Source organism: Nocardia sp. NPDC056000, assembly GCF_042269265.1.
Classification (GTDB): domain Bacteria; phylum Actinomycetota; class Actinomycetes; order Mycobacteriales; family Mycobacteriaceae; genus Nocardia.
In genome coordinates, this window is the sequence record NZ_JBHJXS010000001.1 from 1 (window position 1) to 22,833 (window position 22,833).

At 66.0% G+C, this 22,833-nt stretch carries 21 protein-coding genes; 6 read left to right on the plus strand and 15 right to left on the minus strand.

Annotation, left to right across the window (positions count from 1 at the left end; all coding sequences use genetic code 11):
* The first annotated feature begins 78 nt into the window (after positions 1-78).
* The gene (locus ACFC4D_RS00005; protein ID WP_376060987.1) at positions 79-2,118 is read left to right on the plus strand and encodes a M3 family metallopeptidase; all 2,040 of its coding nucleotides are present in this window, start codon (positions 79-81) and stop codon (positions 2,116-2,118) included.
* Here ACFC4D_RS00005 and ACFC4D_RS00010 read toward each other — a convergent pair whose 3' ends face one another.
* The 3 genes from ACFC4D_RS00010 to ACFC4D_RS00020 form a co-directional block, all read right to left on the minus strand.
* Positions 2,119-2,946, minus strand: coding sequence for an NAD(P)H-binding protein (locus tag ACFC4D_RS00010; protein WP_376060988.1), 828 nt, complete (start codon positions 2,944-2,946; stop codon positions 2,119-2,121).
* A 105-nt stretch (positions 2,947-3,051) separates the two neighbouring features.
* Positions 3,052-3,786, minus strand: coding sequence for an alpha/beta fold hydrolase (locus tag ACFC4D_RS00015; RefSeq protein ID WP_376060989.1), 735 nt, complete (start codon positions 3,784-3,786; stop codon positions 3,052-3,054).
* A 175-nt stretch (positions 3,787-3,961) separates the two neighbouring features.
* Positions 3,962-4,363, minus strand: a complete 402-nt coding sequence (locus ACFC4D_RS00020) for a heme-binding protein (RefSeq protein WP_376060990.1) — start codon at positions 4,361-4,363, stop codon at positions 3,962-3,964.
* A gap of 117 nt (positions 4,364-4,480) precedes the next feature.
* Between ACFC4D_RS00020 and ACFC4D_RS00025 the strand changes: the two genes are divergently transcribed.
* Together ACFC4D_RS00025 and ACFC4D_RS00030 are read left to right on the plus strand one after the other, a co-directional pair.
* On the plus strand, positions 4,481-5,374 hold the full coding sequence (locus tag ACFC4D_RS00025) for a helix-turn-helix domain-containing protein (protein WP_376060991.1): 894 nt from the start codon (positions 4,481-4,483) through the stop codon (positions 5,372-5,374).
* A 60-nt stretch (positions 5,375-5,434) separates the two neighbouring features.
* Positions 5,435-6,253 carry an alpha/beta fold hydrolase gene (locus tag ACFC4D_RS00030; RefSeq protein ID WP_376060992.1) on the plus strand — a complete coding sequence of 273 codons (819 nt, stop codon included), beginning with the start codon at positions 5,435-5,437 and terminating at the stop codon, positions 6,251-6,253.
* On the opposite strand, the gene ACFC4D_RS00035 is transcribed toward ACFC4D_RS00030, so the two are convergent.
* The 5 genes from ACFC4D_RS00035 to ACFC4D_RS00055 all read right to left on the minus strand — a co-directional run bounded on the left by ACFC4D_RS00035 (position 6,254) and on the right by ACFC4D_RS00055 (position 9,813).
* Positions 6,254-6,583 carry a hypothetical protein gene (locus ACFC4D_RS00035; protein ID WP_376060993.1) on the minus strand — a complete coding sequence of 110 codons (330 nt, stop codon included), beginning with the start codon at positions 6,581-6,583 and terminating at the stop codon, positions 6,254-6,256.
* 100 nt (positions 6,584-6,683) lie between these two features.
* Positions 6,684-7,532 (minus strand): SMP-30/gluconolactonase/LRE family protein, encoded by an 849-nt coding sequence (locus tag ACFC4D_RS00040; RefSeq protein WP_376060994.1) that lies wholly within the window; start codon positions 7,530-7,532, stop codon positions 6,684-6,686.
* Between the two features lie 85 nt (positions 7,533-7,617).
* Complete coding sequence (locus ACFC4D_RS00045; protein ID WP_376060995.1) at positions 7,618-8,376, minus strand: DUF3658 domain-containing protein; 759 nt, start codon at positions 8,374-8,376, stop codon at positions 7,618-7,620.
* A 64-nt stretch (positions 8,377-8,440) separates the two neighbouring features.
* Positions 8,441-9,253: an MBL fold metallo-hydrolase gene (locus tag ACFC4D_RS00050; RefSeq protein ID WP_376060996.1), complete on the minus strand. Its 813-nt coding sequence runs from the start codon at positions 9,251-9,253 to the stop codon at positions 8,441-8,443.
* The gene (locus tag ACFC4D_RS00055; RefSeq protein ID WP_375967163.1) at positions 9,250-9,813 is read right to left on the minus strand and encodes an ester cyclase; all 564 of its coding nucleotides are present in this window, start codon (positions 9,811-9,813) and stop codon (positions 9,250-9,252) included. Before ACFC4D_RS00055 ends, ACFC4D_RS00050 begins: the two co-directional genes overlap by 4 nt.
* Positions 9,814-9,892: 79 nt before the next feature.
* Between ACFC4D_RS00055 and ACFC4D_RS00060 the strand changes: the two genes are divergently transcribed.
* The 3 genes from ACFC4D_RS00060 (at position 9,893) to ACFC4D_RS00070 (ending at position 12,958) form a co-directional block, all read left to right on the plus strand.
* The gene (locus ACFC4D_RS00060; RefSeq protein ID WP_376060997.1) at positions 9,893-10,564 is read left to right on the plus strand and encodes a TetR/AcrR family transcriptional regulator; all 672 of its coding nucleotides are present in this window, start codon (positions 9,893-9,895) and stop codon (positions 10,562-10,564) included.
* A 79-nt stretch (positions 10,565-10,643) separates the two neighbouring features.
* Complete coding sequence (locus tag ACFC4D_RS00065) at positions 10,644-11,981, plus strand: S8 family serine peptidase (RefSeq protein WP_376060998.1); 1,338 nt, start codon at positions 10,644-10,646, stop codon at positions 11,979-11,981.
* Positions 11,981-12,958 (plus strand): alpha/beta hydrolase fold domain-containing protein, encoded by a 978-nt coding sequence (locus ACFC4D_RS00070; RefSeq protein WP_376060999.1) that lies wholly within the window; start codon positions 11,981-11,983, stop codon positions 12,956-12,958. Before ACFC4D_RS00065 ends, ACFC4D_RS00070 begins: the two co-directional genes overlap by 1 nt.
* Here ACFC4D_RS00070 and ACFC4D_RS00075 read toward each other — a convergent pair.
* From ACFC4D_RS00075 to nuoH, 7 genes are all read right to left on the minus strand, one after another.
* Positions 12,937-14,664, minus strand: a complete 1,728-nt coding sequence (locus ACFC4D_RS00075) for a WD40 repeat domain-containing protein (protein WP_376061000.1) — start codon at positions 14,662-14,664, stop codon at positions 12,937-12,939. The two genes, ACFC4D_RS00070 and ACFC4D_RS00075, sit on opposite strands and share 22 nt — an antisense overlap.
* Before the next feature lie 86 nt (positions 14,665-14,750).
* Entirely contained in the window at positions 14,751-16,364 is a 1,614-nt protein-coding gene (nuoN, locus tag ACFC4D_RS00080; protein ID WP_375967171.1) for an NADH-quinone oxidoreductase subunit NuoN, read from the minus strand.
* Complete coding sequence (locus ACFC4D_RS00085) at positions 16,361-17,977, minus strand: NADH-quinone oxidoreductase subunit M (RefSeq protein ID WP_364634537.1); 1,617 nt, start codon at positions 17,975-17,977, stop codon at positions 16,361-16,363. The genes nuoN and ACFC4D_RS00085 overlap by 4 nt, the downstream gene beginning before the upstream one ends.
* Complete coding sequence (nuoL, locus tag ACFC4D_RS00090; protein WP_376061866.1) at positions 17,974-19,845, minus strand: NADH-quinone oxidoreductase subunit L; 1,872 nt, start codon at positions 19,843-19,845, stop codon at positions 17,974-17,976. Before nuoL ends, ACFC4D_RS00085 begins: the two co-directional genes overlap by 4 nt.
* 19 nt (positions 19,846-19,864) lie before the next feature.
* Positions 19,865-20,164 carry an NADH-quinone oxidoreductase subunit NuoK gene (nuoK, locus tag ACFC4D_RS00095; protein WP_067563639.1) on the minus strand — a complete coding sequence of 100 codons (300 nt, stop codon included), beginning with the start codon at positions 20,162-20,164 and terminating at the stop codon, positions 19,865-19,867.
* Complete coding sequence (locus ACFC4D_RS00100) at positions 20,161-21,003, minus strand: NADH-quinone oxidoreductase subunit J (protein WP_376061001.1); 843 nt, start codon at positions 21,001-21,003, stop codon at positions 20,161-20,163. Before ACFC4D_RS00100 ends, nuoK begins: the two co-directional genes overlap by 4 nt.
* Positions 21,003-22,823 (minus strand): NADH-quinone oxidoreductase subunit NuoH, encoded by a 1,821-nt coding sequence (gene nuoH / locus ACFC4D_RS00105; protein WP_364636037.1) that lies wholly within the window; start codon positions 22,821-22,823, stop codon positions 21,003-21,005. The genes ACFC4D_RS00100 and nuoH overlap by 1 nt, the downstream gene beginning before the upstream one ends.
* Between the last annotated feature and the right edge of the window lie 10 nt (positions 22,824-22,833).

The window sequence follows — 22,833 nt, forward strand, 5'->3', positions numbered from 1 at the left end:
GCATCGAACCATCGTGCGACCGACGCCGCACCCGTGTCCGGTGTACCCCGCTCGCGGTTCCGGCATAGGGTTTGCGGGGTGAGCAATCCGTTCTTCGAACCCAGCACCCTGCCGTATCAGCTGCCGCCGTTCGCGGAGATCCGCGAGGAGCATTATCTGCCCGCTTTCGAAGCGGGCATCGCGCAGAAGCTGGCCGAGATCGACGCCATCGCGGCCACGGCGACCGCGCCGACCTTCGCCGATACCGTAGTGGCGCTGGAGCTTTCGGGTGCGATCCTGACCCGGGTCGCGAATGTGTTCTTCAATATCTCCTCCTCGGATTCCACCCCGGGCAGTGAGGCCATCGAATCGGAGATGTCGCCGAAACTGGCCGCGCTCAGCGATGCCATGCTGCTGAATCAGGACCTGTTCGCCCGCATTCGCACGCTGTTCGACCAGCGCGACACGCTCGGGTTGAGCGCCGAGGAATCGCGACTGCTGGAGCGCTACTACAACCGATTCGTGCGGGCCGGTGCGGCGCTGAGCGCCTCCGAGCGGGATCAATTGCGCGCCTGGAATATGGAATTGGCCTCTGCCACCACCGAGTTCAAGCACAACATCATGGCCGCGACCAAGGCCGCGACCCTGTTCCTGGACAGCGAGGGCGAATTGGCCGGGCTCGCGCCCGCCGCGGTCACCGCCGCCGCCGAGAACGCGCGCTCGCTCGACCACGACGGCTGGGCGCTGAGTTTGCAGAATGTGTCCAATCAGCCGGTGCTCGCCGAACTGGCCGATCGCGAAGTCCGCCGGCGCATGATGATGGCCTCGCTGGGTCGCGGCTTCGGCGATAATCCGAATGCCGAACTCGCGGGCCGTATTGCCCGCCTGCGCGCCGCGCGCGCCGCACTGCTCGGCTATCCGGATCACGCCTCGTATATCGTCGCCGATCAGACCGCCACCACCACCGACGCGGTCGAGGAAATGCTGAGCCAGCTCATCGGCCCCGCCGTCACCAATGCCGAACGCGAGGCGGCGGAATTGACGACCGCCATGCGCACGGGCGAGGCGTCCGGCGATGCCGAATTGCGTTCCTGGGATTGGCAATTCTGGTCGGAGAAGGTGCGGGCCGAACGGTTCTCGGTCGACGCGGACGCCTTGCGCCCCTACCTCGAATTGGAGCGGGTACTGCGCGACGGCGTCTTCTACGCCGCCGAACAGGTGTACGGCCTGACGTTCTCGGAGCGCACCGATCTGGTCGGCTATCACCCCGAGGTGCGAGTTTTCGAGGTCTTCGACGCCGACGGCAGCGGTTTGGGCCTGTTCCTCGGTGATTTCTTCGCCCGCCCGTCCAAGCGCGGCGGCGCGTGGATGAATGAACTCGTCGGCCAGTCCGAGCTGATCGGCACCCGGGCCGTGGTGGTCAACAACCTCAATATCGTGAAGCCGCCCAAATCCGAACCGGCACTGCTGACCTGGGATAACGTCCGCACGCTCTTCCACGAGTTCGGCCACGCCCTGCACGGCTTGTTCTCCGATGTGCGGTACCCGTTCTTCGCCGGAACCGCCGTGCCCCGGGATTTCGTGGAATTCCCGTCCCAGGTCAATGAGATGTGGGCGAGCCGCCCGGAAATCCTGGCCAACTACGCCCGGCATGTCGAGACCGGCGAGCCGATTCCCGCGGAACTGCTCGAAAAGCGCGCGGCGGCAGAACGATTCGGCGAAGGCTTCCGCACCGTCGAATACCTCGGCGCGACCCTCCTGGATTGGGCCTGGCATCGCATTACCGCCGACCAGTCCGCCGATATCGACGCCGAGCTGTTCGAAGAGGCGGCGCTGCACAAAGCAGGGCTCGCACTCTCGGCGATTCCGCCGCGCTATCGCACCGGCTACTTCGCGCATATCTTCGCTGGCGGTTACGGCGCGGGCTACTACTCCTACATCTGGAGTGAGGTGCTCGACGCCGACACCGTGCAATGGTTCGAAGACGGTGCGGCGCCGATCCGCGAGAAGGGTGAGCGATTCCGCCGCGGCCTGCTCGCCAAGGGCGGATCGGTCGATCCGCTCGCGGCGTACGAAACATTCCGGGGGCGCGCTCCCGAAATCCAGCCGCTGCTGGCCCGGCGCGGTCTGACGGGCTAGTCAGCGAAAAGCATCGGCGTGCACCGTTGCCCACTGGGCGAAGGTGCGCGGTGCGCGTCCGGTGATCTCTTCGACGGTGTTCCGCACAATGGATTCGTCGATCGCGCCATCGACATAGAAATCGAAGAAGGCGTTGACGTAGTCGACCGGGGTGGTGCGCAGCATTTCCGTGCGCGCCTCCTCATCGGACAGTCCGACACAGTGCAGGTCCCGATCCAGGATCTGCGCGAGGATGGCCACCTGATCCGCGGGCCGCAGCGCTTCCGGACCGGTAGGCCACAGGATTTCGCCGCGATAGGTGTCCTCGCGCAGCGCGTGCGAGGCCACCGCCGCCAGATCGTAGGAATCGAGCGAAGCGGTGCGGACCTCAGGGAACGGGGCCCGCACCACATCACCCGCCGCGAGCTGCGGCAGCCAGCGCAGGGCGTTCGAATCGAAGGCGCACGGCCGCAGAATCGTCCAGGCCGCACCGGATTCGGTGACCTCGCGTTCGGAGGCCATCATGTAGCGCGTCACCGCGTTGCCGGTATTGCCTGTCGCCGCCGACACCCCGGACAGTTGCACGATATGTTCGACGCCCGCCTTCGCGGCCACCTGGGCGACGCCCGGATATCCCGGCAGCAGGAATAGCGCACGCGCGCCCTCGAACGCGGCCGCGAGACTGCCCGGAGCCGTCAGATCGGCCGCGCGGCTTTCGATTCCGGCCGGCAGCTCCGCCCGTTTCGGATCGCGCACCAGCGCCCGGACCGGCTCCTCGCCATCGGCGAGCGCCGCCACCAGATCCGCGCCGACATTGCCGGTCGCGCCCGTCACCACGATCATGCTCATCCCCTCAACGGTGGCTCCCCAAGCGGTCGCCCAGATCAAGAAATACACGAAAGCAACACGGGTGGAACAGATTCGAAGTGAATACTTACGATAAGCGACGCCCGATCAAGCGCTTCGCACCGCCGGAACCGAGAAGATCTCCAGCAGCAGATCGGCGAAGGCCTCCGGTTCATCGGTGAAGCCGCTGTGCCCGCCTGGGAATTCGGTGACCTCCATTCCGAGCTGGTCCGCCAAGACCGCCGCCGGGCGCGCGGGCAGGTGCAGGCCGGTGTCGCGACCCGATGCCAGCACCAGGCGGTCGGTCACCGTCACCAGCGCGTCCATATGCGGGATATGCGAAGTGAACTGCCGCAGTTCGTGTTCCAGCATGATCGGGCCATTGGCGATGAGCCGCGCCATCATGGCCTGTGCTCGCGGCGGCAGTTCCGCCGCATCCGGCATCGGCTTCATCGTGCCGCCGATGCCCGCCAGGAATCGGGCACCGGCCGCACCCGGCCCTTCGGCGCGGAACAGCGCGTACACCTCATCGATGAAGGCGCGCTGTACCGCCGCATCGGGAAGGATTGCGAAACAGGGCGGTTCGTGCGCGACCAGCCGATGCACCCGCTCCGGATAGCCCGCGAGCAGATCCAGGCCGACGATCGCGCCGCTGCTGCCGCCGAAGACATAGGCGGGTTCATCGGTCAGGTGGGTGATCAGCCGGTGCACGTCATCGCTCTGCACTTCGACGCGCTGATCCAGCGGTTCCCCCGCATCGATGGTGCTGCGCGAATACCCGCGCGGATCCAGGCAGGCGACCGTGAAGTGGGAGGCCAGCCGATCCGCGATCGGGTCCACCACCGCGGCGTCACCGCCGCCCCCCCGGAATCAGCAGCAGCAGCGGACCATCGCCGCGCACCTCGTAATAGATGGTCGCACCGGCCACGCGCAGGGTATCGGACCTCATATCGCCTTCTTCCTATGGTTCGTAGGTTGAAACCTAATATACATAGGAAGAAGGTTTGGGCAAACCCGGTTACAACGCCGCGAGACAGGCCTGCGCCACCTCCACGTCCTGATCCGCCGTACCGCCCGAAACACCGACCGCACCGATCACCCGCCCCCGCGCGTCGGTGATGGGCAGGCCACCACCGAAGGAGACGAGTCCGTCATTGCTCAACTCGATCCCGTAGATCGGCCCGTCCGGGCGGGACAGCGTGCCCAGGAGGGCGCTCGGAATATGAAAGAGGATGGAGGTCTTGGCTTTCCGCTGCGCGAGATCGATGGAGCCGAGCATGGCGTCGTCCATCCGAACGAAGTGCAGCAGATGCCCGGCGGCATCCACGACCGCGATATTCATCGGGGTGTCGATGGCGGCGGCGGCCTTCAGTCCGGCGGCGGTGACGCGGGCTGCGGAATCGAGCGAAATATTCGTCATGCCAATGAGATTCGCCGGACTCGGCACCTCCGACCAGGGTGCTGTCGTGGCTGGACTCGCCGTTCCGGGGGATGGCACCCCCAGGAACGCCCGCTCCCGCAATGCGAGACTGACCCGGTGAGCGAGTTGGGCGAATTCCTCAAGGCCAAGCGGGCGGCGATATCCCCGGCGGATGTCGGCCTGCCGGCCATCGGAAATCCGCGCCGGGTCAAGGGATTACGCCGCGAAGAGGTGGCGCTGCTGGCCTCGGTCAGCGTCGACCACTACACGCGACTGGAACAGGGGCGCGTCGCGGCTGCCTCGGAGAATCTACTGACGGGCATCGCGACCGCACTGCGGTTGAGCGCGGCCGAGCACGAATATCTGCGCATGCTGGTGCAGGCGCGGCCCGTGCGTGGCGGCCACGCCGCGCCGGAGGTGAGCCCGCCGCTGCGCGATCTGCTGGATACCCTCACCGCACCGGCGTTCGTCCTGGGTCCGCGCACCGACATCCTGGCCTGGAATGCCGCTGCCGCAGCGCTTTTCCTCGATTTCGGTGAGATTCCCGCCCACCAGCGCGCCCTGGTGCGGCTGGTATTCCTGGAACCGCGCATGCGCGCGGTCTTCCGCGATTGGGAGGCGGTGGCCGCCGAGGCCGTGGACCGGCTCCGGATGGCAGCGGCCCGTACTCCGGGCGATCCCCGGCTGCTGAGCTTGGTCGGCGAATTATCGGTGCTCGACGCCGACTTCCGGCGCTGGTGGGCGGGGCACGGCGTTCGGGCGGTGGCGGGCGGGCGCAAACGCCTGCGCCATCCCGTGGTCGGCGATCTGGAATTGGATTGGCAAGTGCTACAGGTGCTTTCCGCCAGCGAAAAGTCCCTGGTCACCTATACCGCGCCGATCGGCTCACCGAGTCATGAGGCGCTGCGCATCCTGTCCTCGTGGGCAGCGCGACCGCCGGAAACGCGCACTAACACCGCCGCGGTACCGCACATCGCCGAGGAAATCGACTCGGTCGATCCGAGCCGATGAATATCGTCCCGGCGTACCGTCTGCATTGGTATCCGCGCAGTCAGCTCGCTGGGAGAAACCATGACCTCACCCGCCCCCGTCACATCCGGATTCCTGACCGTCCCCGATGGTCGCCTCTACTACGAAACCCGAGGTAGCGGACCGCTTGTCGCCCTCGTCGGCGCGCCCATGGATTCGGTCCCGTTCGCCCCGCTGGCGGAACTGCTGGCTACCGATTACACGGTGCTGACGCCGGATCCGCGCGGGCACGGCCAGAGCACCCTCACCGATACCGAACAGGACTCCACCCCCGAGCTGCGGGCCGATGATCTGGCTCGCCTGATCACCAACCTCGATGCGGGACCGGCCATCGTTATCGGGTCCAGCGGCGGTGCGATCACCGGTCTGGCGCTGGTCCTCGATCACCCCGAAGTGGTGAGCACGTTGATCGCGCATGAGCCGCCGCTGCGCGAGCTGCTCGACGATCGTGTCGAGCACCGCGCCGAGGCGGATGACATCATCGCCACCTATGCCCGCGGCGAGATTCTTCCCGCGGTCCGCAAGTTCTTCGCCAGCACCGGGCTGACGCTGCCGGAACCGGTTTTCCAGGAGGTCTTCGGCGGTGAGCGCAGCGCCGAAGACCTTGCCTCCGAACGGTTCTTCTATCTGCACGAGTTTCAGGGCACCGCTGGCTGGCGACCGGATCTGGACGGTTTGCGCGCCACTCCCGTGCGGATCATCGTCGGGATCGGCGAAACCTCCGCCGGTCTGTTCTGCGATCGCACCTCGCGCCAGCTCACCGCCGCGCTCGATATCGAGCCGGAACTCTTTCCCGGCGGGCACGGCGGATTCATGGAGGATCCCGAAGCCTTCGCCAAACGTGTGCGTGAGCTGCTCTAGTCAGGATTTGGGAGTGGGCGGGACCCTCCAGCGGGCGTAGGTGTTCTCCGGTGTGACGGTGATGAGGTCGGCGACCTCGACCAGGGGGTCGGGGATCTCGCCGTCGAAATGATCCAGGCTCGGGGTGATCACCGCATCGGCTTCGGCCTCGGTGATGGCCGTGCGCACCTCATCGATGAGTTCGCCCGTCTCCGGCCCCAGGACGAGTGTCTGACACAGGTCGTATCCCAAACGTTTTGCCAGCTGGTGCAATTGAGCCTTATCCCAGCGCTGGTGCGTGCCCGACACATCGTGGCGGAGAAATCCGATCGCCGCCGGTTGTTGCCGCATCTGCCCATCCCTTCGTGTCCGGGCCCGGTGAAACTCCACGTTATGGCACGGTCGTGCTTCGCATATTCGAAGTTGCCGAAGTGCCGGATAATTGCCGAGGTCAGGGATGCCCTGCGCCCGGTGCCGGGGCTTGCACGGCGAGGACTCGGCCCGTCCTGTTTGCGAGTGTCATCCCTTCTGCCCCTTTCCATTCCGCCGCAACGATATACAGGGTTTCGGCTCCGAGCATGCAGGCGAACGGCGCACGGTCGAGTTCGACCCGGGCGAGGACCCGTCCGCCTTCCTCGATGCGCAGGCAGCGCTCCATCGCAGCCGCCCATACCGCGCCCTCGGCGTCGAGGCAGATACCGTCCGGATAGCCGTCCACCTCGGCCCATACGCGCCGGTTCACCAGGTCTCCGTCGGCGGCGATATCGAAGGCGGTCAGCCGCTTGGCATGCGATTCCGCGACGATCAGCGTCGAGCCGTCCGGGGTGATCACCATGCCGTTCGGGAAACGCAGGTCATCGGCGATCTGCCGCACCGCATCATCCGGCGAAACCACTGCCAGCACACCGGGTTTGGGGTCCTCGCCACTCATCATGTCGAAGCCGATCGAGTTGATGTACGCGTTCCCGTGCGCGTCCACGACGATCTCGTTCCACGGATAGGGCGATACGTCGGCGAGTTCGGCGTGGGTGACCAGCGTGCCGTCGGCCTCGCGCCGTAACAGCTTGCGCCCCTGGTCATTCGACAGAATCAGCAACCGGCCGTCCGGCAGCCAGTCGAAACAGAACGGTAAGCCGGACATCTTCAATTCGACGGTCGGCACTCCCGCCGCATCGACCGACATCACCTCACCGGCGAGCCAATCCGAGAGCCACAGCCGTCCCTCATGCCATCGCGGCGATTCACCCAGCGCCAATCCTTCCAACAGCACACTCGGTACCAACACCGGACTTTCAGCCATGCTCCACCTCCGAATAGAGTGATCCGCTACTTCAGACGTCGCAGCACGGCGAAAATCATCGCGTCCGATACCGGCTCGCCGTGGGCTACTGATCAGGGTTGGCGCGTTTGATCTTGGTTTGGCGCGGGAGCCAGGGGTTGCCGTCGGCGAGCAGGGCTCCGGAATCGACGAGCGATTTGACCCGCCAGAAGAGCGGGGAGTCGCCGACGTTCATATCCGCCATCACCGGGCCCACGGCTCGGGCGATGACGGTCCACTCCGATCCGGCGGCTTCGAGAATCGCGGCGTCATAGTGGTCGGCCGGGGCCGAGGACAGTCCGGCACAGGTGATGACGCGAAACGCCTGGTTCTGTTGTTCGAGGGTGTGCCAGTCGCGAATCGCCGCATCGTGTTCGGCCCGGGTGAGCGGCCGGACCTCGGAGAGCGATTTCGCCAGCGATTCCGGCGATTGCGCGCCGACCGCGCCGGGAATCTCAACCACGTCGAACGCCGTGTCGGGGCGGGTGGCGCAGATCTTGTGGAACATCGACTGTTCGGCGACGTTGTCGCGGCCGTACCAGATGACAGGTGACCGGGCGCTGTCCATCTGTTCCCAGAAGGCCGCGAGTTCCCCCGGCAGCTCACCCAGCGGGGCGAAATGGCTGCCGGTTTGCGCGAGCACCATTTCGGTCAGCCAACCCCACCATTCGACGCGGACCGCAGGGTCATCGGGTTGCAGCGGTCCGCAGTCCAGACTGTCCGGGAATTCGATGACGGTGTCCTGGCGACGACCGGCATCGGCGTCGAGCGCGATGCGCAGGGATTCGGCAGCGGCGGAGCCGCCCACCACATGCAATCTATCCATCCTGCAAGTGTGCCTAGTGGTAGCTGATTCGCGCCTCAGGGTTTCCACCCAACATTGCCGCTAATCAGGGCAGATCGATGACCGGCTCGAACCGTTCCCGGGCCCGGGTCAGCAGCTTGGGATCGTGGGCGTTGACGAGCATGAGGGTGGGGTCGGCGGCCGACCAAAGTTCTTTCAGGAGTTGATGGTTGGCGCGCACGCGAGACCGGTCCGCGGCGACCAGCCGTTCCATCGCGGTCAGGCTGAGCGGGGCCGCATTCGTACCGTCCAGTTGGGCGTGATGGTAGAAGGCGTCACCCGCGTGCAGAATCCACCGCGAACCGGCGTCGACGGCCACCGCGGCGTGACCGCGGGTGTGCCCGGGGAGGTTGATCAGCACTACGCCAGGTGCGATGGCGGTGAGTTCCCGGGCGCTCTCGAAGCCGCGCCAGGCTTCGCCGGTCGGCTCGTAGGCGATGAGATCGGGGGTGTGTGAGCGCTGGGCGGGGCGGTAGCGCTGTCGTTCGACCAGGCCGCGCGGATGGCGGGCGGCGAGCGCTTCCGCATCGGTGAGATGCACTCGTGCCCAAGGGAAATCGGCGAGTCCGCCGACATGGTCGGCGTCGAAGTGGGTGAGCACGATATCCCGGACGTCCCGGGGATCGAACCCGAGTTCCCGGATCTGGGTGATTGCCGCCTCAGCCGGATCGAAGAGCGGCCGGACGTAGTGACGGGCGAGGCCGAAGCGAGCACCGGGGGAGTCGGCGTCGTACAGTCCGAGTCCCGAATCCACCAGTGCGAGAGCGTTTCCGGTCTCGATGAGCAGTACGTGACAGACCAGCCCGCCGGGTGCGGCCCGCGGGCGCATGGTGCCGCAGTTCAGGTGATGGACTCTCATCGGACCGCGAGATCCGCCGCCGGGGTGTCGACGAGCGCGGGGTTGGGATCGCCTGTCATGGCGAGCAATCCGCGCAGGGCGCGAATGACCAGGGGCCAGGTGCGCGGGTCGCGCAGATTCAGTCCGCCGATGAGCTGTTTGAGCATGGTCAGGGTGTCGAAGTAGATGCGTTCGGCGATCAGCTTCTCGTCCGCGTCGAAGACGAAGTAGGCCGTCATGCGGGTGCGGTGCCGGGAACCGGTCGGCGGGATCGCGCCGAGCGGGCCCGAATGTGTTCCCAGTAGCCAGAATTCGACGATGACCGCATCGGCGCTGTGCCGCAGGGCGATGATCTCGTGATCCTGATCGGGGAAGGCGACACGAGTGTCGTGGTAGTAGCCGCGCACCGCGGTATCGCCGTCGTGGACGGTGAGCGTGGGAATGATCTCGTAGCGCGGATGCGGGAAGGTGGCGAGCACATCGTCCCAGTCCTGGCGCACCTCATCGTGGAAGTGGTCGAGGACGAGCTTTTCGCGCGCACGCAGCACTTCGGCGGACGGCATGGCGAACCGGTCGGTCATGAGGATCTCCTGTAAACCCACGGCGTGGGAATAGTCGTCAGATTAAACCCACGCCGTGGAAATATGCAATGGTGGAACCATGACCGATCCGGCTATCCCACCTCGGCGCGGACGCCCGCCGAAGCATGAGACGCAGCTCTCGCGCGCGGCGATCCAGTCGGCGGCGCTCGCGGTGATCGATACCGAAGGCATCGCGGCGCTGGGTATGCGATCCGTCGGCCGGGTGCTCGGCGTGGACGCCAAGAGCCTGTACCACCATGTTGACGGTAAGGACGACCTGCTCGACGCCGTCGCCGAATACATTCTCGGCCAACTGCGGATACCGCCGCCGACCGATTCGATCGAGGCCGATCTGCGTGCCCTCGCGCACGAATTCCGCCGTGTGACGCACGCGCATCCGGAGGCGGCGACGCTGGTGCTGACCCGTCAACTCTCCTCGACGGCCGGGCTCGCACCGACCGACGCGATTCTGGCCCTGCTGCGCCGAAGCGGAAGGGATCCGGGCGAATCGGTCCATTTACTGCGGACGCTGCTGGCCACCCTCATCGGAACCCTGCTTCGTGAGGTCTCCGCCGGGCCGACCTTCGGCACCGCCGATATCGAGGGCATCGCGGAACGCCGCCGCACCCTGGAGACGTCCGGACTGCCGCAACTGGCCGCGGCCGCTTCCGAATTGGCTCGCTTCGACCGCGATCGCGAATTCGAGTACACCCTCGATCTCATGGTGCGGATGGTCACGCGGCCGGAATGAGACCGGCGTATTGCGCTGGTGCGCGCTGATTTTGATCACGATTCGCGCGAGATCAGGCGAATGGCGGCAGGATGGCGGGATGCGTCTTCTGATTCAGCTTCGCCCGTCGGCCGAACTGGTTGCGGCGGTGGCAGATCCCGGGATCACGGTTCGCTCGTCCGAGGTGCTGGGCGAATCCGGCGGGTTCACGCTCGATGATTCGTATACGCCGGTGCTGCTGCCCGGGGTGGGGCCGATCGCCTCCGCATCCGGTGGGGCGACCTACTCGGCGGCGCTCGAGGACGCGACGGTGCTGGTGCGCGGGGAGATTCCCGATGACGAGATCACGTCCGGCATACGGCTGTTGAATCGATCGGCCACGGTCACCGGGGTATTCGCGGATCCGGTCATCGAGAACAACCTCACCTGCGGTGGGACTCCGGCCGTCGGAACCTGGCACGATATCGAATCACGTTTGCACACAACTCAACTCACGTCCGCGGGGCTCACTGGGGCGGGTGTGGCGCTGGCGATTCTCGATACCGGCATCAATGCCGCGTTCGTCGGCAAGGTGCGCGGTACACCGCCTGCCATCGATGCCAAGCGCAGTTGGAATCCCGCCGGTGTGACCGGTGCGCCGGGCGAGTTCCCGGTGGCGCACGGATCCATGTGCGCATTCGACGCACTCATCGCCGCACCGCAGGCGACGTTCCTTGACTATCCCGTATTGCAGAGCGCCCGGCACGGCGGCAGCGTGATGGACGGCTTGCTCTCCGACGCGGTCGCCGCCTTCGCACAGTTGCGGACCGTGCTGAGCGATCAGCCCGAGGCCACTCGCGCCCTGGTCGTCAGCAATAGCTGGGGGTCGTTCTCACCGCAGTGGGACTTCCCGGTCGGCAACCCCGGGAACTACTCCGACAATCCCTCGCACCCGTTCAACGTGATCGTGGGATCGCTCGAATCTGCCGGAGCCGATATCCTTTTCGCCGCCGGAAACTGCGGGCGCGACTGCCCCGACGGCCGCTGCGCGTACAAGGATCAGCCCATCGGCGGCGCGAACTCGCATCCCAGCGCCTTGAGCATCGGCGGCGTCGACAACACCGGCACCCGGGTCGGCTACTCCTCGCAGGGTCCCGGCCGTCTCAGCGCCCGCAAACCCGATATCTGCTCGTACACGCACTTTCTCGGTTCAACGGCCTTCGGGGCCACCGAACCCGATACCGGCACCTCCGCCGCCTGCCCGGTCGCCGCGGGCGTAGTGGCCGCCATCCGCACCCAATGGTCCGCGACCGCCCTCCCACCGGCTCGACTGCGAGACCTGTTGCGCAACACCGCAACCGATCGCGGCGCGCCAGGCTTCGACAACGACTACGGCTACGGCGTCGTGGACACGGCGGCTCTGCTCGCGGCACTGCAACGCACAGCCGCCTCCGTCTGATGACGGTGTTCGAGCGCGTCTGCGCCGCAGGAGAATTCGTGGTCTCCGCCGTCTCTCGCCGAATGCCCAGCGCATCGGCGGGCCCGGAAGGGATACCGTTCGCGAAGGGCGGCCTGGCCCGCTACAACCTGGTGTACGCGACCGTCGAACCGAATCGCGATCTCGCACTGGACCTGTACACCCCCGATGCGGCGCGGTGGCCGGGGCCGCGCCCGACGGTCGTCTACATCCACGGCGGAGCCTTCGCCGCATTCGACAAGACCGGGTTGCTGCCCATCGCGGGCTTCCGCAACTCGCTGAGCATCTTCGCCGATCTGATCGATCGCGGCTATGCGGTAGCGAGCCTGGACTACCGCCTATCCGGCGAGGCGCAATTCCCGCTACCTCTATACGACGTGAAAGCCGGAGTCCGCTGGTTGCGTTCCACCGCAAAGGAATTCAACCTCGACCCCGACCGCTTCGCCTCCTGGGGCGAATCCGCCGGCGGCTGGTTCTCCGCCATGCTGGCCACCACCGGCGACCTCCCGGACCTCGAAGGCGACGTGGGCATCACCGGCCTCTCCAGCCGAGTCCAAGCCGCCGTCGACTGGTACGGCCCCACCGATTTCGCCCGCATGGACGACCACCTCATCCCACCGGTCCTGCTCCGCCACGACACCGAGAACTCACCCGAATCACACTTCCTGGGCCGCCTCCCTTCCCAATCTCCAGACCTCAACCGCGCCGCCAGCCCCCTGACCCACATCACCCCGAACACCGCCCCAATGCTCATCCAGCACGGCGCAATAGACCACATAGTCGCCCCCGACCAAAGCATCCTCCTCGACCGCGCCCTAACAGCAGCCCAGGTCCCACACCACCTGCTCATCTACCCCCGAGCCGACCACCTCTTCCTCGGCTACGGCTTCCTATACCCCTCCCGAATAACCACCCCATTCTTCAACTTCCTCGACACTCACCTGTCGCCTGACCGTTGAGACTCGAAACGTGCGGTGTCCCATAGACATACCAGCCCGCTACCCTCGTCCGCGGTGGCGAGAAACCTGCCGTCCGGGCTGAAGGCGATCGAGTTGGCAGCCGTGTCCAACTCACCGACCAAGGCCCCTGTCACCGGGTTCCACAGTCGCACTCCGCCATTGACCCAGCCGTTGCGGCGGGCAGTCGCCAGAAGATGACCGCCAGGGTGGAAGGCGATCGCATGGGCACCTTCGTCGCCGATGCGGCGGATCTGCTCATTGCTGAGGTCCGACAACCACACACCGCTCTTACAAGCAGCGGCCAGCAGATCACCGTCGGGGCTGATGGCGAGGTGCTCGACGAACCGCTGATTCTCGATCCGCAGATCGCGAATGCGCTCGCCCGTGGCCGAATCCCACAGCCGCACAGTCGGATTCTCCGCGGGTTCCCGATCCCGGCGCTCGGTGCTGGTAGCCAGCACCCGTTTGCCCGGCCCCACCGCGATGGCGGCAACTCGCTTGGCAAAGCGGTCCGCGGGCTTATCGAGGTCCAGGACTCGCACGGGGTCACCGGTGTAGACATTCCACGTCGTGTCGCCCGCGAGCAGTGTCCCGTCCGCGAGAAAGGCCACGCCACTGCCGTACTCGACCTCCGTGCCGATTTCGCGCAGGCGGTCCCCGGTCGCCGTATCCCACAATCCCGCTCGACCCCAGCCGTTCGCGGCGAGCATGGTGCCGTCCTCGCTGAAGGCGAGAGCGGAGACGAGATACTCCGTACACAGGGTATGCAGGTGCTCGCCGCTCACGGCACTCCACATCACGATCGCGTGGTTGTTGCCGTCGCAAGTGGCCAGCATGGTGCCGTCCGGGCTGAAAGCAACCGCCTGGAAACCTCCGGCGCAGTGCTCGTATGCTCGCAGCTCCTGCACCGGCTTCTCGCGGCGCAATGCCACTCGCAATCGCTCCTCGGCGACGTGGTCACCCGCGGCGATCAGAGTTCGAAGCTCGGCGACCGCTTCGTCGTAGCGTCCCTGTATGAGCAGCAATCCGGCCAGTGCCCGGCGACCTATCGGATGACTCGTGCCACCCAGCAGATCTATGGCTTCATCTCGCACATGGAGTCGGCGGACCCGCCACCGGTTCGCGAACCACACCAGGGTTAGATCGAGATCGTCGTAGCGCGACAGGCCCGCATCGATATCGTTCAGCAGATCGATAGCGGCTGTGAAGCGGGCACTACCCCATAGAGACACGACCGCCCGCTCGAGATCGTCCACGGCAGCGGCGTTTCCGGTGGCAGCGAGCTGCCGGAGCAGGTCGAACCGGTACTGGCCCGACACCCATCGGACGATGTTCTCGTACCGGTCCCATCGGGGCACGCGCTCGAGCTGTGCGATGGCCTCCTCAACGTATCCCTGCCCGGCCAACAGCCGAGCCAGCCGCCTGCGGGCACCCACGTTCCCTGATTCGGCCACCACCCGCATGACCTCGATCGCCTCATCGAACCGCTTCTGCCGTGCCAGCCACTTCGCCAGTGCGCGAGCCGAGTAAAGGTCTCCGCCCGCCATCCGCTCCCGAACGTCACCGATCCGCCCCGCGCGAACCAGCGCAACGGCCAGTTGTCTGCACCCCTGCGGATCCCCGTTATCGGCCCACTTCCGCAATTCCGCCAGCTGACCCGTCCTCGCCAGCTGGATCGCTGCCTGTCGTTTCAGAAACGAATCCACACCAGAGTCCTAGCACGCTGTATGCGGGTTCCGGAAACGAAAAAGTCCCGCCGCGAGAGTCGCGGCGGGACTAAGGGTTTCGGGGGTCAGTGGGCGAAGGTGGCCGCGTGATCGGCGAGGTCCAGGAGGGGCTGGGGGAAGATGCCGAGGACGAGCGTTGCGGCGGCCGTCATCGCTATGACTGTTGTTGTGAGGGTGGGGGAGACGACGGTTGGGGCGGTTGTGGGGGCGTCGGTGAAGAACATGAGGACGATTACTCGGATGTAGAAGAAGGCGGCGATGGCGCTGCTGAGGACGCCGACGATGACCAGGGGGGTCATGCCGCCCGCGGAGGCTGCGGCGAAGACGCTGAATTTGGCGATGAAGCCGCTTGTCAGTGGGATGCCGGCGAAGGAGAGGAGGAAGAGGGAGAAGATGGTGGCGAGCCAGGGGGAGCGGCGGCCCATGCCCGCCCAGGCGGGCAATGCGGTTGCCTCGTCGCCGTTTTCGTCGCGGACCAGGCTGACCACGGCGAAGGCGCCGAGGGTGCCGAGGCCGTAGACGGCGAGATAGAACAGGACCGAGGAGACGCCGGAGGAGTTGGCCGCCACCAGGGCCGTGAGGATGAAGCCCGCGTGCGCCACCGAGGAGTAGGCGAGCATGCGCTTCATATCGGTCTGGGTGATGGCCAGGACCGCGCCGACGACCATGGTCGCGATGGCGACGGCCGCCAGGATCGGACGCCAGTCGTTGCGGAGGCCGGGGACCGCCACGTACAGCACGCGCAGCAGCGCGCCGACGGCCGCGATTTTGGTTGCGGCGGCCATGAATCCGGTGATGGGGGTCGGTGCACCCTGATACACGTCGGGCACCCAGGACTGGAAGGGCACCGCGCCGATCTTGAAGAGCAGGCCGACGGCGAGCATGGCCACACCGAGAATGGCCAGGGTGTGCGAATTGCTGGTGTCGCGGGCCACCGCGTCGGCGATGCCGCCCATGCGCACGGTTCCGGCGTAGCCGTAGAGCAGCGCCATCCCGTACAGGAAGAACGCCGAGGAGAACGCGCCGAGCAGGAAGTACTTCAGCGCCGCTTCCTGCGAGAGCAGCCGACGACGGCGAGCGAGCCCGCACAGCAGGTACAACGGCAGCGAAAGCACTTCCAGCGCAATGAACATGGTGAGCAAATCATTGGAGGCCGGGAAGAGCATGAGCCCGGCGACCGCGAACAGGGTGAGCGGGAAGACCTCGGTGGTCGCCACGCCCGCCTTGGTCGCCGCGATCTCATCGGAGCTACCCGGCATGGCGGCGGCCTGCGGTGCGAAGGCGTCCACCCCGCGCGAGGCGGCCAGACTCCAGGTGCCCGGTCCCTCCTTGTGAATCGGCATCCGATCCGCACGCCGCTCGGCGATCAGCAGCAGCCCGAGAATGGACACCACCAGAATCGTGCCCTGCAAGAACAGCGTCACGCCGTCGATGGCGACCGCACCGACCACCGCGGTCGAATTGGTGCCGCGCAGCCCGATCACCGCGCCGAGCGCGACACCCATACCGCCGAGCCCGAGCACCATATGCAGCACATACCGGGATGCCCTGGGCGCGAACGCCTCCACCAGCACCCCGACCACGGCCACACCGAACACGATCAACATCGGAGACAGATTGCGATACTCGATACTCGGTGCGGGCACGGCCGCGGCGAGGATCAGGGGTGTAGCACTCACTTGTGAGCACCTCCGCTAGACGTCTGGGCGGCTTCGGGTTTCACTGCCGGAGCCGGATCATGCTGTCCGATCGTGGTGAGCGTGCGCGCCACCGCCGGATCGATACGATCGAGCACGGGCTTGGGGTACGCGCCCAGGAACAGCAGCGCGATGATCAGCGGCGCGACCACGAGCATTTCGCGCGGCAGCAGATCGTAGAGCCGCTCATTGCCCTTCTTCACCGGCCCGGTCATCATCCGCTGGTACATCCACAGGATGTACAGGGCGGCGAGAACCAGTGCGGTGGAAGCGAATATCGCCGCCACCGGGTACCGCGTGAACGTCCCGATCAACACCATGAACTCACTGATGAACGGTGCGAGCCCGGGCAGCGACAGCGTCGCCAGACCGGAGATGAAGAAGGTACCCGCCAGAATCGGCGCGACCTTCTGCACCCCGCCGTATTCGGCGATGAGCCGGGTTCCCCTGCGCGACACCAGGAATCCCGCGATCAGGAACAGCGCCGCGGTGGAGATGCCGTGATTGACCATGTACAGCGTCGCCCCGGTCCCGCCCTGCGTGGTGAGCGCGAAGATGCCGAGGATGATGAACCCGAAATGCGAGATCGAGGTGTACGCGATCAACCGCATGACATCGGTCTGCCCGATGGCCAGCAGCGCGCCGTAGATGATGCCGATCACCGCGAGCACGCTGATCACCGGCGCGTAAGTCGCTGTGGCCGAAGGGAACAGCAGCAGGCAGTAGCGCAGCATGCCGAACGTCCCGACCTTGTCGACCACCGCCATCATGAGCACCGCGCTGGCCGGGGTGGCGGCCACGGCCGCATCCGGCAGCCAGGTGTGCAGCGGCCACAGCGGCGCTTTCACCGCGAACGCGAACATGAAGCCGAGGAACAGCGCGTTCAGCACCACCGGTCCGGCGCCGAGCTGTCCGGAATTGGCGGCCTCCATGACGGTCCGGAAGTCGAAGGTGCCATTTCCATTGCTGCCCAGCTTCTCCCGCGCGGTCAGCACATAGAGTCCGATGACCGCCGCCAGCATGATCAACCCGCCGAACAGGTTGTACAGCAGGAACTTCACCGCGGCCCGGGATCGCTGCGCCCGCACCGCCGGATCGCCGGTGCGCGGCCCGAATCCGCCGATGAGGAAGTACATCGGGATCAGCATGACCTCGAAGAACACGTAGAACAGCAGAATGTCCAGCGACACAAAGGAAATCAGCACCATGGCTTCCACGACGAGCATGAGCGCGACGTAGTAGTTGACCACGCGCGGCCCATTGCCTACTTCGCGTTCGTCCTGCCAGCCCGCGAGCATGAGCAGCGGCATGAGCCCGGCGGTGAGCAGCACCAGCACCAGTGCGATGCCGTCCATGCCGAGCGTGTATCCCGCCCCGAACGCCGGAATCCATTCCCGCGATTCCACGAATTGGTATTGCGCCCCACCGGCTTCGAACTGGGTGGCGAGCCAGATCGCCACCCCGAGCGTGCCGACGGACACCGCGAGCGCGAACGATCGCGCTCCGGTGCGCCAGGCGGCGGGGAAGAACAGCACCAGCGCGGCTCCGACGAGCGGAACCGCCCAGAGCGTCGTCAGCCAGGGAAAGTCACTCAAAACAACCTCACCGCCAGCAGGGCGGCGGCCACCAGTGCCGCGCCGGTGAACATGGACAGGGCGTACGAGCGCACGAAACCGGTTTGCACGCGCCGGACTCGCGCGGACAGGCCGCCGATGACGGCGGCGGTGGTGTTGACCAGACCGTCGATCCCGCGATTGTCGACGAAGACCAGCGAACGGGTCAGATGCTGGCCCGGGCGCATGAACGCGGCCTCGTTGAACGCGTCACCGTAGAGATCCTGTCGCGCGGCCGCGGTGAGCGGCGTTCCGGCAGGAGCGGTTTCGGGCACCGGATGCGCGGAGTACTGGTCGTAGGCCACCCATACGCCCGCCGCGACCACGGCCAGCGCGAAGAAGGTGATGGCCCACACCGGAATGATCGGTTCGCCGTGATGCGTGCCGACCACGGGAGCCAGCCAGTTCTGGAGAGACGAACCGTAAGCCAACAGTGCGCCCGAGGCGACGGAACCGAAGGCCAGCAGAATCATCGGACCTGTCATGGAAGCGGGCGACTCGTGGGGATGAGTGCCTTCCTTCCAACGCTTCTCACCGAAGAAGGTGAGCAGCATGACCCGGGTCATGTAGAACGCGGTGATACCCGCACCGGCGAGCGCCGCCAGCCCGGTGATGATGCCGCCGAATCCGCCATGCGCGAATGCCGCTTCGATGATCCGGTCCTTGGAGAAGAACCCCGCGAACGGCGGCACGCCGAGAATCGCGAGATACCCGAGCCCGAAGGTGACATAGGTGATCGGCAGCAGCTTGCGCAGTCCGCCGTACCGCCGCATATCGGTCTCATCGTTCATGGCATGCATGACCGATCCCGCGCCGAGGAACAGTCCGGCCTTGAAGAATCCGTGCGTGAGCAGATGCATGATGGCCGCCGCGTATCCGACCGGGCCGAGGCCCGCGGCGAGAATCATGTAGCCGATCTGGCTCATGGTGGAGGCGGCCAGCGCCTTCTTGATGTCGTCCTTGGCGCAGCCGATGATCGCGCCGTAGAGCAAAGTGACTGCGCCGACGGCCATTACGGCGGCCTGTGCGCCCGGGGCGAGATCGAAGATCGGATTGGATCGCGCGATCAGGTACACACCCGCGGTGACCATGGTGGCCGCGTGGATGAGCGCCGAGACAGGTGTCGGACCCTCCATCGCGTCCCCGAGCCAGGCTTGCAGCGGCACCTGAGCGGATTTACCGCAGGCACCCAACAGCAGCAAAAGCCCGATGGCCGTGAGGGTTCCGTCGCTGGCCTGCGAGGCCGCCCCGAACACGGTCCGGAAATCGATGCTCCCGAACGTCGCGAACATGATCATCAGCGCGATCGCCAGACCCATATCACCGACGCGGTTCACCACGAACGCCTTCTTGGCAGCCGTTGCGGCAGAAGGCTTGTGATACCAGAACCCGATCAGCAGATACGAGGCCAGACCCACGCCTTCCCAGCCGAGATACAGCACCAGGAAGTTGTCCGCGAGAACGAGCACCAGCATCGCGGCCAGGAACAGATTCAGGTAGGCGAAGAACCGCCGCCGTCCCTCATCGTGCGCCATGTACCCGATCGAATAGATGTGGATGAGCGATCCGACACCGGTGATCAGCAGTGCGAAGCACATCGACAGCTGATCCAATTGCAGTGCGGCATCGACCTTCAGCCCGGTGACCGGCACCCAGCTGAACAGGTTGTAATGCACCGCTCGGTTGGCATCGGAACGACCGAGCATTTCCGAGAACGCCCATACCGCGACGCCGAAAGATCCCAGCGCCAAGGCGGTTCCGACGATATGCCCCCACTTATCGCTGAATCGTCCCATCAGCAGCAGGAATACAGCGCCCGCGAGGGGCAGCGCGGGCAGCAGCCACAGCATCATCTGCGCAGTGTCCATGTCAGTACCGCAGCAGATTCGCATCGTCGACCGAGGTCGAGCGGCGGGCACGGAAGATGGTCATGATGATGGCCAGGCCGACCACGACCTCGGCGGCGGCGACCACCATGGTGAAGAAGGCGAACACCTGCCCGTCCAGATTGGCGTGCAGCCGGGCGAAGGTGACGAAGGCCAGATTGACCGCATTGAGCATGAGCTCGATGCACATGAACACCACGATGGCGTTGCGCCGCACCAGGACTCCGGCGGCGCCGATGGTGAAGAGCAGGGCGGAGAGATACAGATAGTTGTCCGGGTTCACCGCAAGCCTTCCTCGGGAGAATCGTTGCCGCCGTTGCCGCTCGTCGAGTGGTCACTGCCGTTGCCGACGGTCCGCACCACGGCTTCCTCATGGGCACGATTGCGGCGATGCCGCAGAATGCTGCTGACCGACAGCTCCTCGAAGGAGCCGTCCGGCAGTCGAGCAGGGGCGTCGACGGCATTGTGGCGGGCGTACACGCCGGGCGTCGGCAGCGGTGTGACCCGCTTACCGTCCCGGAAGCGTTCTTTGGACAGCGTGCGCTGATCGGTGCGCGGCCCGAACTTCTCCCGATGCGCGAGCACCATCGCGCCGATGGTGGCGGTGATGAGCAGCGAACCGGTCAGCTCGAACGCCCATACGTAGCGCACGAACAGCAGTTCGGCGAGCGCCCCGATGGCATCGTTACCGCCGAGCCCCGGTCCGGTCTCGGCCACGCTGGTCTCGTTCATGCCGCGGGCGACCGCGGCGATGACCAGCATGCCGAAGCCGATGCCGACGATCAGCACGGCGATGCGCTGCCCACGCAGGGTCTCCCGCAGCGATTCCGAGGAGTCGACGCCGACCAGCATGAGCACGAACAGGAACAGCATCATGACCGCGCCGGTGTAGACGACGATCTGCACGATGCCCAGGAACAGCGCGTTCTCGGCGATGTAGAACGCCGACAGCGTGATCATGGTGGCGGCCAGGCAGAGCGCGGAGTGCACGGCCTTGCGGGCGCACACCATGCCGAGCGCGCCCACCACCGCGATCACCGAGAGAATCCAGAACTGCACGGCCTCACCGGTGGAGGTGTGCGTGACCAGCTGCGGGGCAGGCTGGGCCAGGAGCGAGAGCACTACTTCTTCCCTCCTTCGACGCCAGCGAGTTCGCTTGGCGCACCGGGGACTTCACCGCGGTAGTAGGAACCCTCGTCCGCACCCGGGTACATGGCGTGCGGTGCGGGGGCCATACCCGGCTCCATCGGCGCGAGCAGATTCTTCTTCTCGAGAATGAGGTCGGCGCGATTGTCATCGGCCAGCTCGTACTCGTTGGTCATGGTCAGCGCCCGCGTCGGGCACGCCTCGATGCACAGGCCGCAGCCGATGCAGCGCAGGTAGTTGATCTGGTAGACGCGGCCGTAACGCTCACCGGGTGAGTAGCGCTCTTCCTCGGTGTTGTCCGCGCCTTCGACGAAGATCGCGTCCGCCGGGCAGGCCCACGCGCACAGCTCGCAGCCGATGCACTTCTCCAGGCCGTCCGGATGCCGATTGAGTTGGTGCCGGCCGTGATAGCGCGGCTGGGTCGGCGTCTTGACCTCCGGGTACAGCTCGGTGTTCGGCTTCTTGAACATGGTCGCAGCGGTGACGTAGAAGCCACCGAGGGGTTCCAGCAGACCGGGCTTCTGCACCGGAGCGCTCGCCTCGGCGGGCATCGGCGGGACCGGGAAGTCCGAATAGGCCGTTGTCGCATCGGCATCCGGTGCGGCCTTGTTCCGATCGTCGCCCGCGTGCCCGGCTTTCAGCACCAGCCCGAGCAGCAGTGCCGCGATCACGATGCCGCCGATGATCATGCCCGGCGTCTGGACGTGAATGCCCTCGTTCTGCAGCGCCCGCAGCGTGGCCACGTACATGACCCACGCCAGCGATACCGGAATCAGCAGCTTCCAGCCCAGATTCATGAACTGGTCGTAGCGCAGGCGAGGCAGTGTGCCGCGCAGCCAGATGAAGACGAACAGGAAGCCCCACACCTTGGCGGTGAACCACAGCATGGGCCACCAGCCGGTGTTCGCGCCCGCCCACAGGCTGATCGGGAACGGCGCGTGCCAGCCGCCGAAGAACAGCGTGGTGGCCAGTGCGGAAACCGTTGCCATGTTGATGTACTCGGCCATCATGAACATGGCGAACTTGAGCGAGGAGTACTCGGTGTGGAAACCGCCGACCAGCTCGCCCTCGGCCTCGGGGAGGTCGAAGGGCGCGCGGTTGGTCTCACCGACCATGGACACCGCGTAGATCAGGAACGACGGCAGCAGCAGGAAGACGTACCAGGTGCCGAACTGCGCGCGCACGATATCCGAGGTCGCCATCGAGCCCGAGAGCAGGAACACCGCCGCGAAGCACAGCGCCATGGCGATCTCGTAGGAGATCACCTGCGCGGTGGAGCGCAGCCCGCCCAGCAGCGGGTAGGTGGACCCGGAAGCCCAGCCCGCCAGCACGATTCCGTATACGCCCACCGAGGCCATGGCCAGGATGTAGAGCACACCCACCGGCATATCGGTCAGCTGCAACGGCGTGCGATGCCCGAACATGGACACTTCGGGGCCGAACGGGATCACCGCGAACGCCATCACGGCCGGGATCAGCGAAATGATCGGCGCGAGAATGAAGATCGGCTTATCCACGATGGCCGGGATGATGTCCTCTTTGAGGAGCATCTTCACGCCGTCGGCGATCGATTGCAGTGATCCGCGCGGGCCGACCCGGTTGGGGCCGACGCGCATCTGCATGAACGCCACGATCTTTCGTTCGGCGTACACCGCGAGCATCGGGATCAGCAGCAGGAAGACGAAGATGCCGATCGATTTGATCAGCACCAGCCACCACGGATCATGGCCGAAAACGCTCAGGGTGTTGGCGGCCGGTGCGGGACCCGCGGCATAGGGTCCCGCGGCCGCCCACATCGATACGAGC

What these genes read in the sequence shown, in the direction of transcription:
- ACFC4D_RS00050 (WP_376060996.1), bottom strand. Translation starts at nt 9,253, where the DNA reads ATGAGAGTCCATCACCTGAACTGCGGCACCATGCGCCCGCGGGCCGCA.
- nuoH (WP_364636037.1), bottom strand. Translation starts at nt 22,823, where the DNA reads ATGTGGGCGGCCGCGGGACCCTATGCCGCGGGTCCCGCACCGGCCGCC.
- ACFC4D_RS00035 (WP_376060993.1), bottom strand. Translation starts at nt 6,583, where the DNA reads ATGCGGCAACAACCGGCGGCGATCGGATTTCTCCGCCACGATGTGTCG.
- ACFC4D_RS00030 (WP_376060992.1), top strand. Translation starts at nt 5,435, where the DNA reads ATGACCTCACCCGCCCCCGTCACATCCGGATTCCTGACCGTCCCCGAT.
- ACFC4D_RS00070 (WP_376060999.1), top strand. Translation starts at nt 11,981, where the DNA reads ATGACGGTGTTCGAGCGCGTCTGCGCCGCAGGAGAATTCGTGGTCTCC.
- ACFC4D_RS00060 (WP_376060997.1), top strand. Translation starts at nt 9,893, where the DNA reads ATGACCGATCCGGCTATCCCACCTCGGCGCGGACGCCCGCCGAAGCAT.
- ACFC4D_RS00040 (WP_376060994.1), bottom strand. Translation starts at nt 7,532, where the DNA reads ATGGCTGAAAGTCCGGTGTTGGTACCGAGTGTGCTGTTGGAAGGATTG.
- ACFC4D_RS00065 (WP_376060998.1), top strand. Translation starts at nt 10,644, where the DNA reads ATGCGTCTTCTGATTCAGCTTCGCCCGTCGGCCGAACTGGTTGCGGCG.
- ACFC4D_RS00055 (WP_375967163.1), bottom strand. Translation starts at nt 9,813, where the DNA reads ATGACCGACCGGTTCGCCATGCCGTCCGCCGAAGTGCTGCGTGCGCGC.
- ACFC4D_RS00045 (WP_376060995.1), bottom strand. Translation starts at nt 8,376, where the DNA reads ATGGATAGATTGCATGTGGTGGGCGGCTCCGCCGCTGCCGAATCCCTG.
- ACFC4D_RS00010 (WP_376060988.1), bottom strand. Translation starts at nt 2,946, where the DNA reads ATGAGCATGATCGTGGTGACGGGCGCGACCGGCAATGTCGGCGCGGAT.
- nuoL (WP_376061866.1), bottom strand. Translation starts at nt 19,845, where the DNA reads ATGCTGTGGCTGCTGCCCGCGCTGCCCCTCGCGGGCGCTGTATTCCTG.
- ACFC4D_RS00020 (WP_376060990.1), bottom strand. Translation starts at nt 4,363, where the DNA reads ATGACGAATATTTCGCTCGATTCCGCAGCCCGCGTCACCGCCGCCGGA.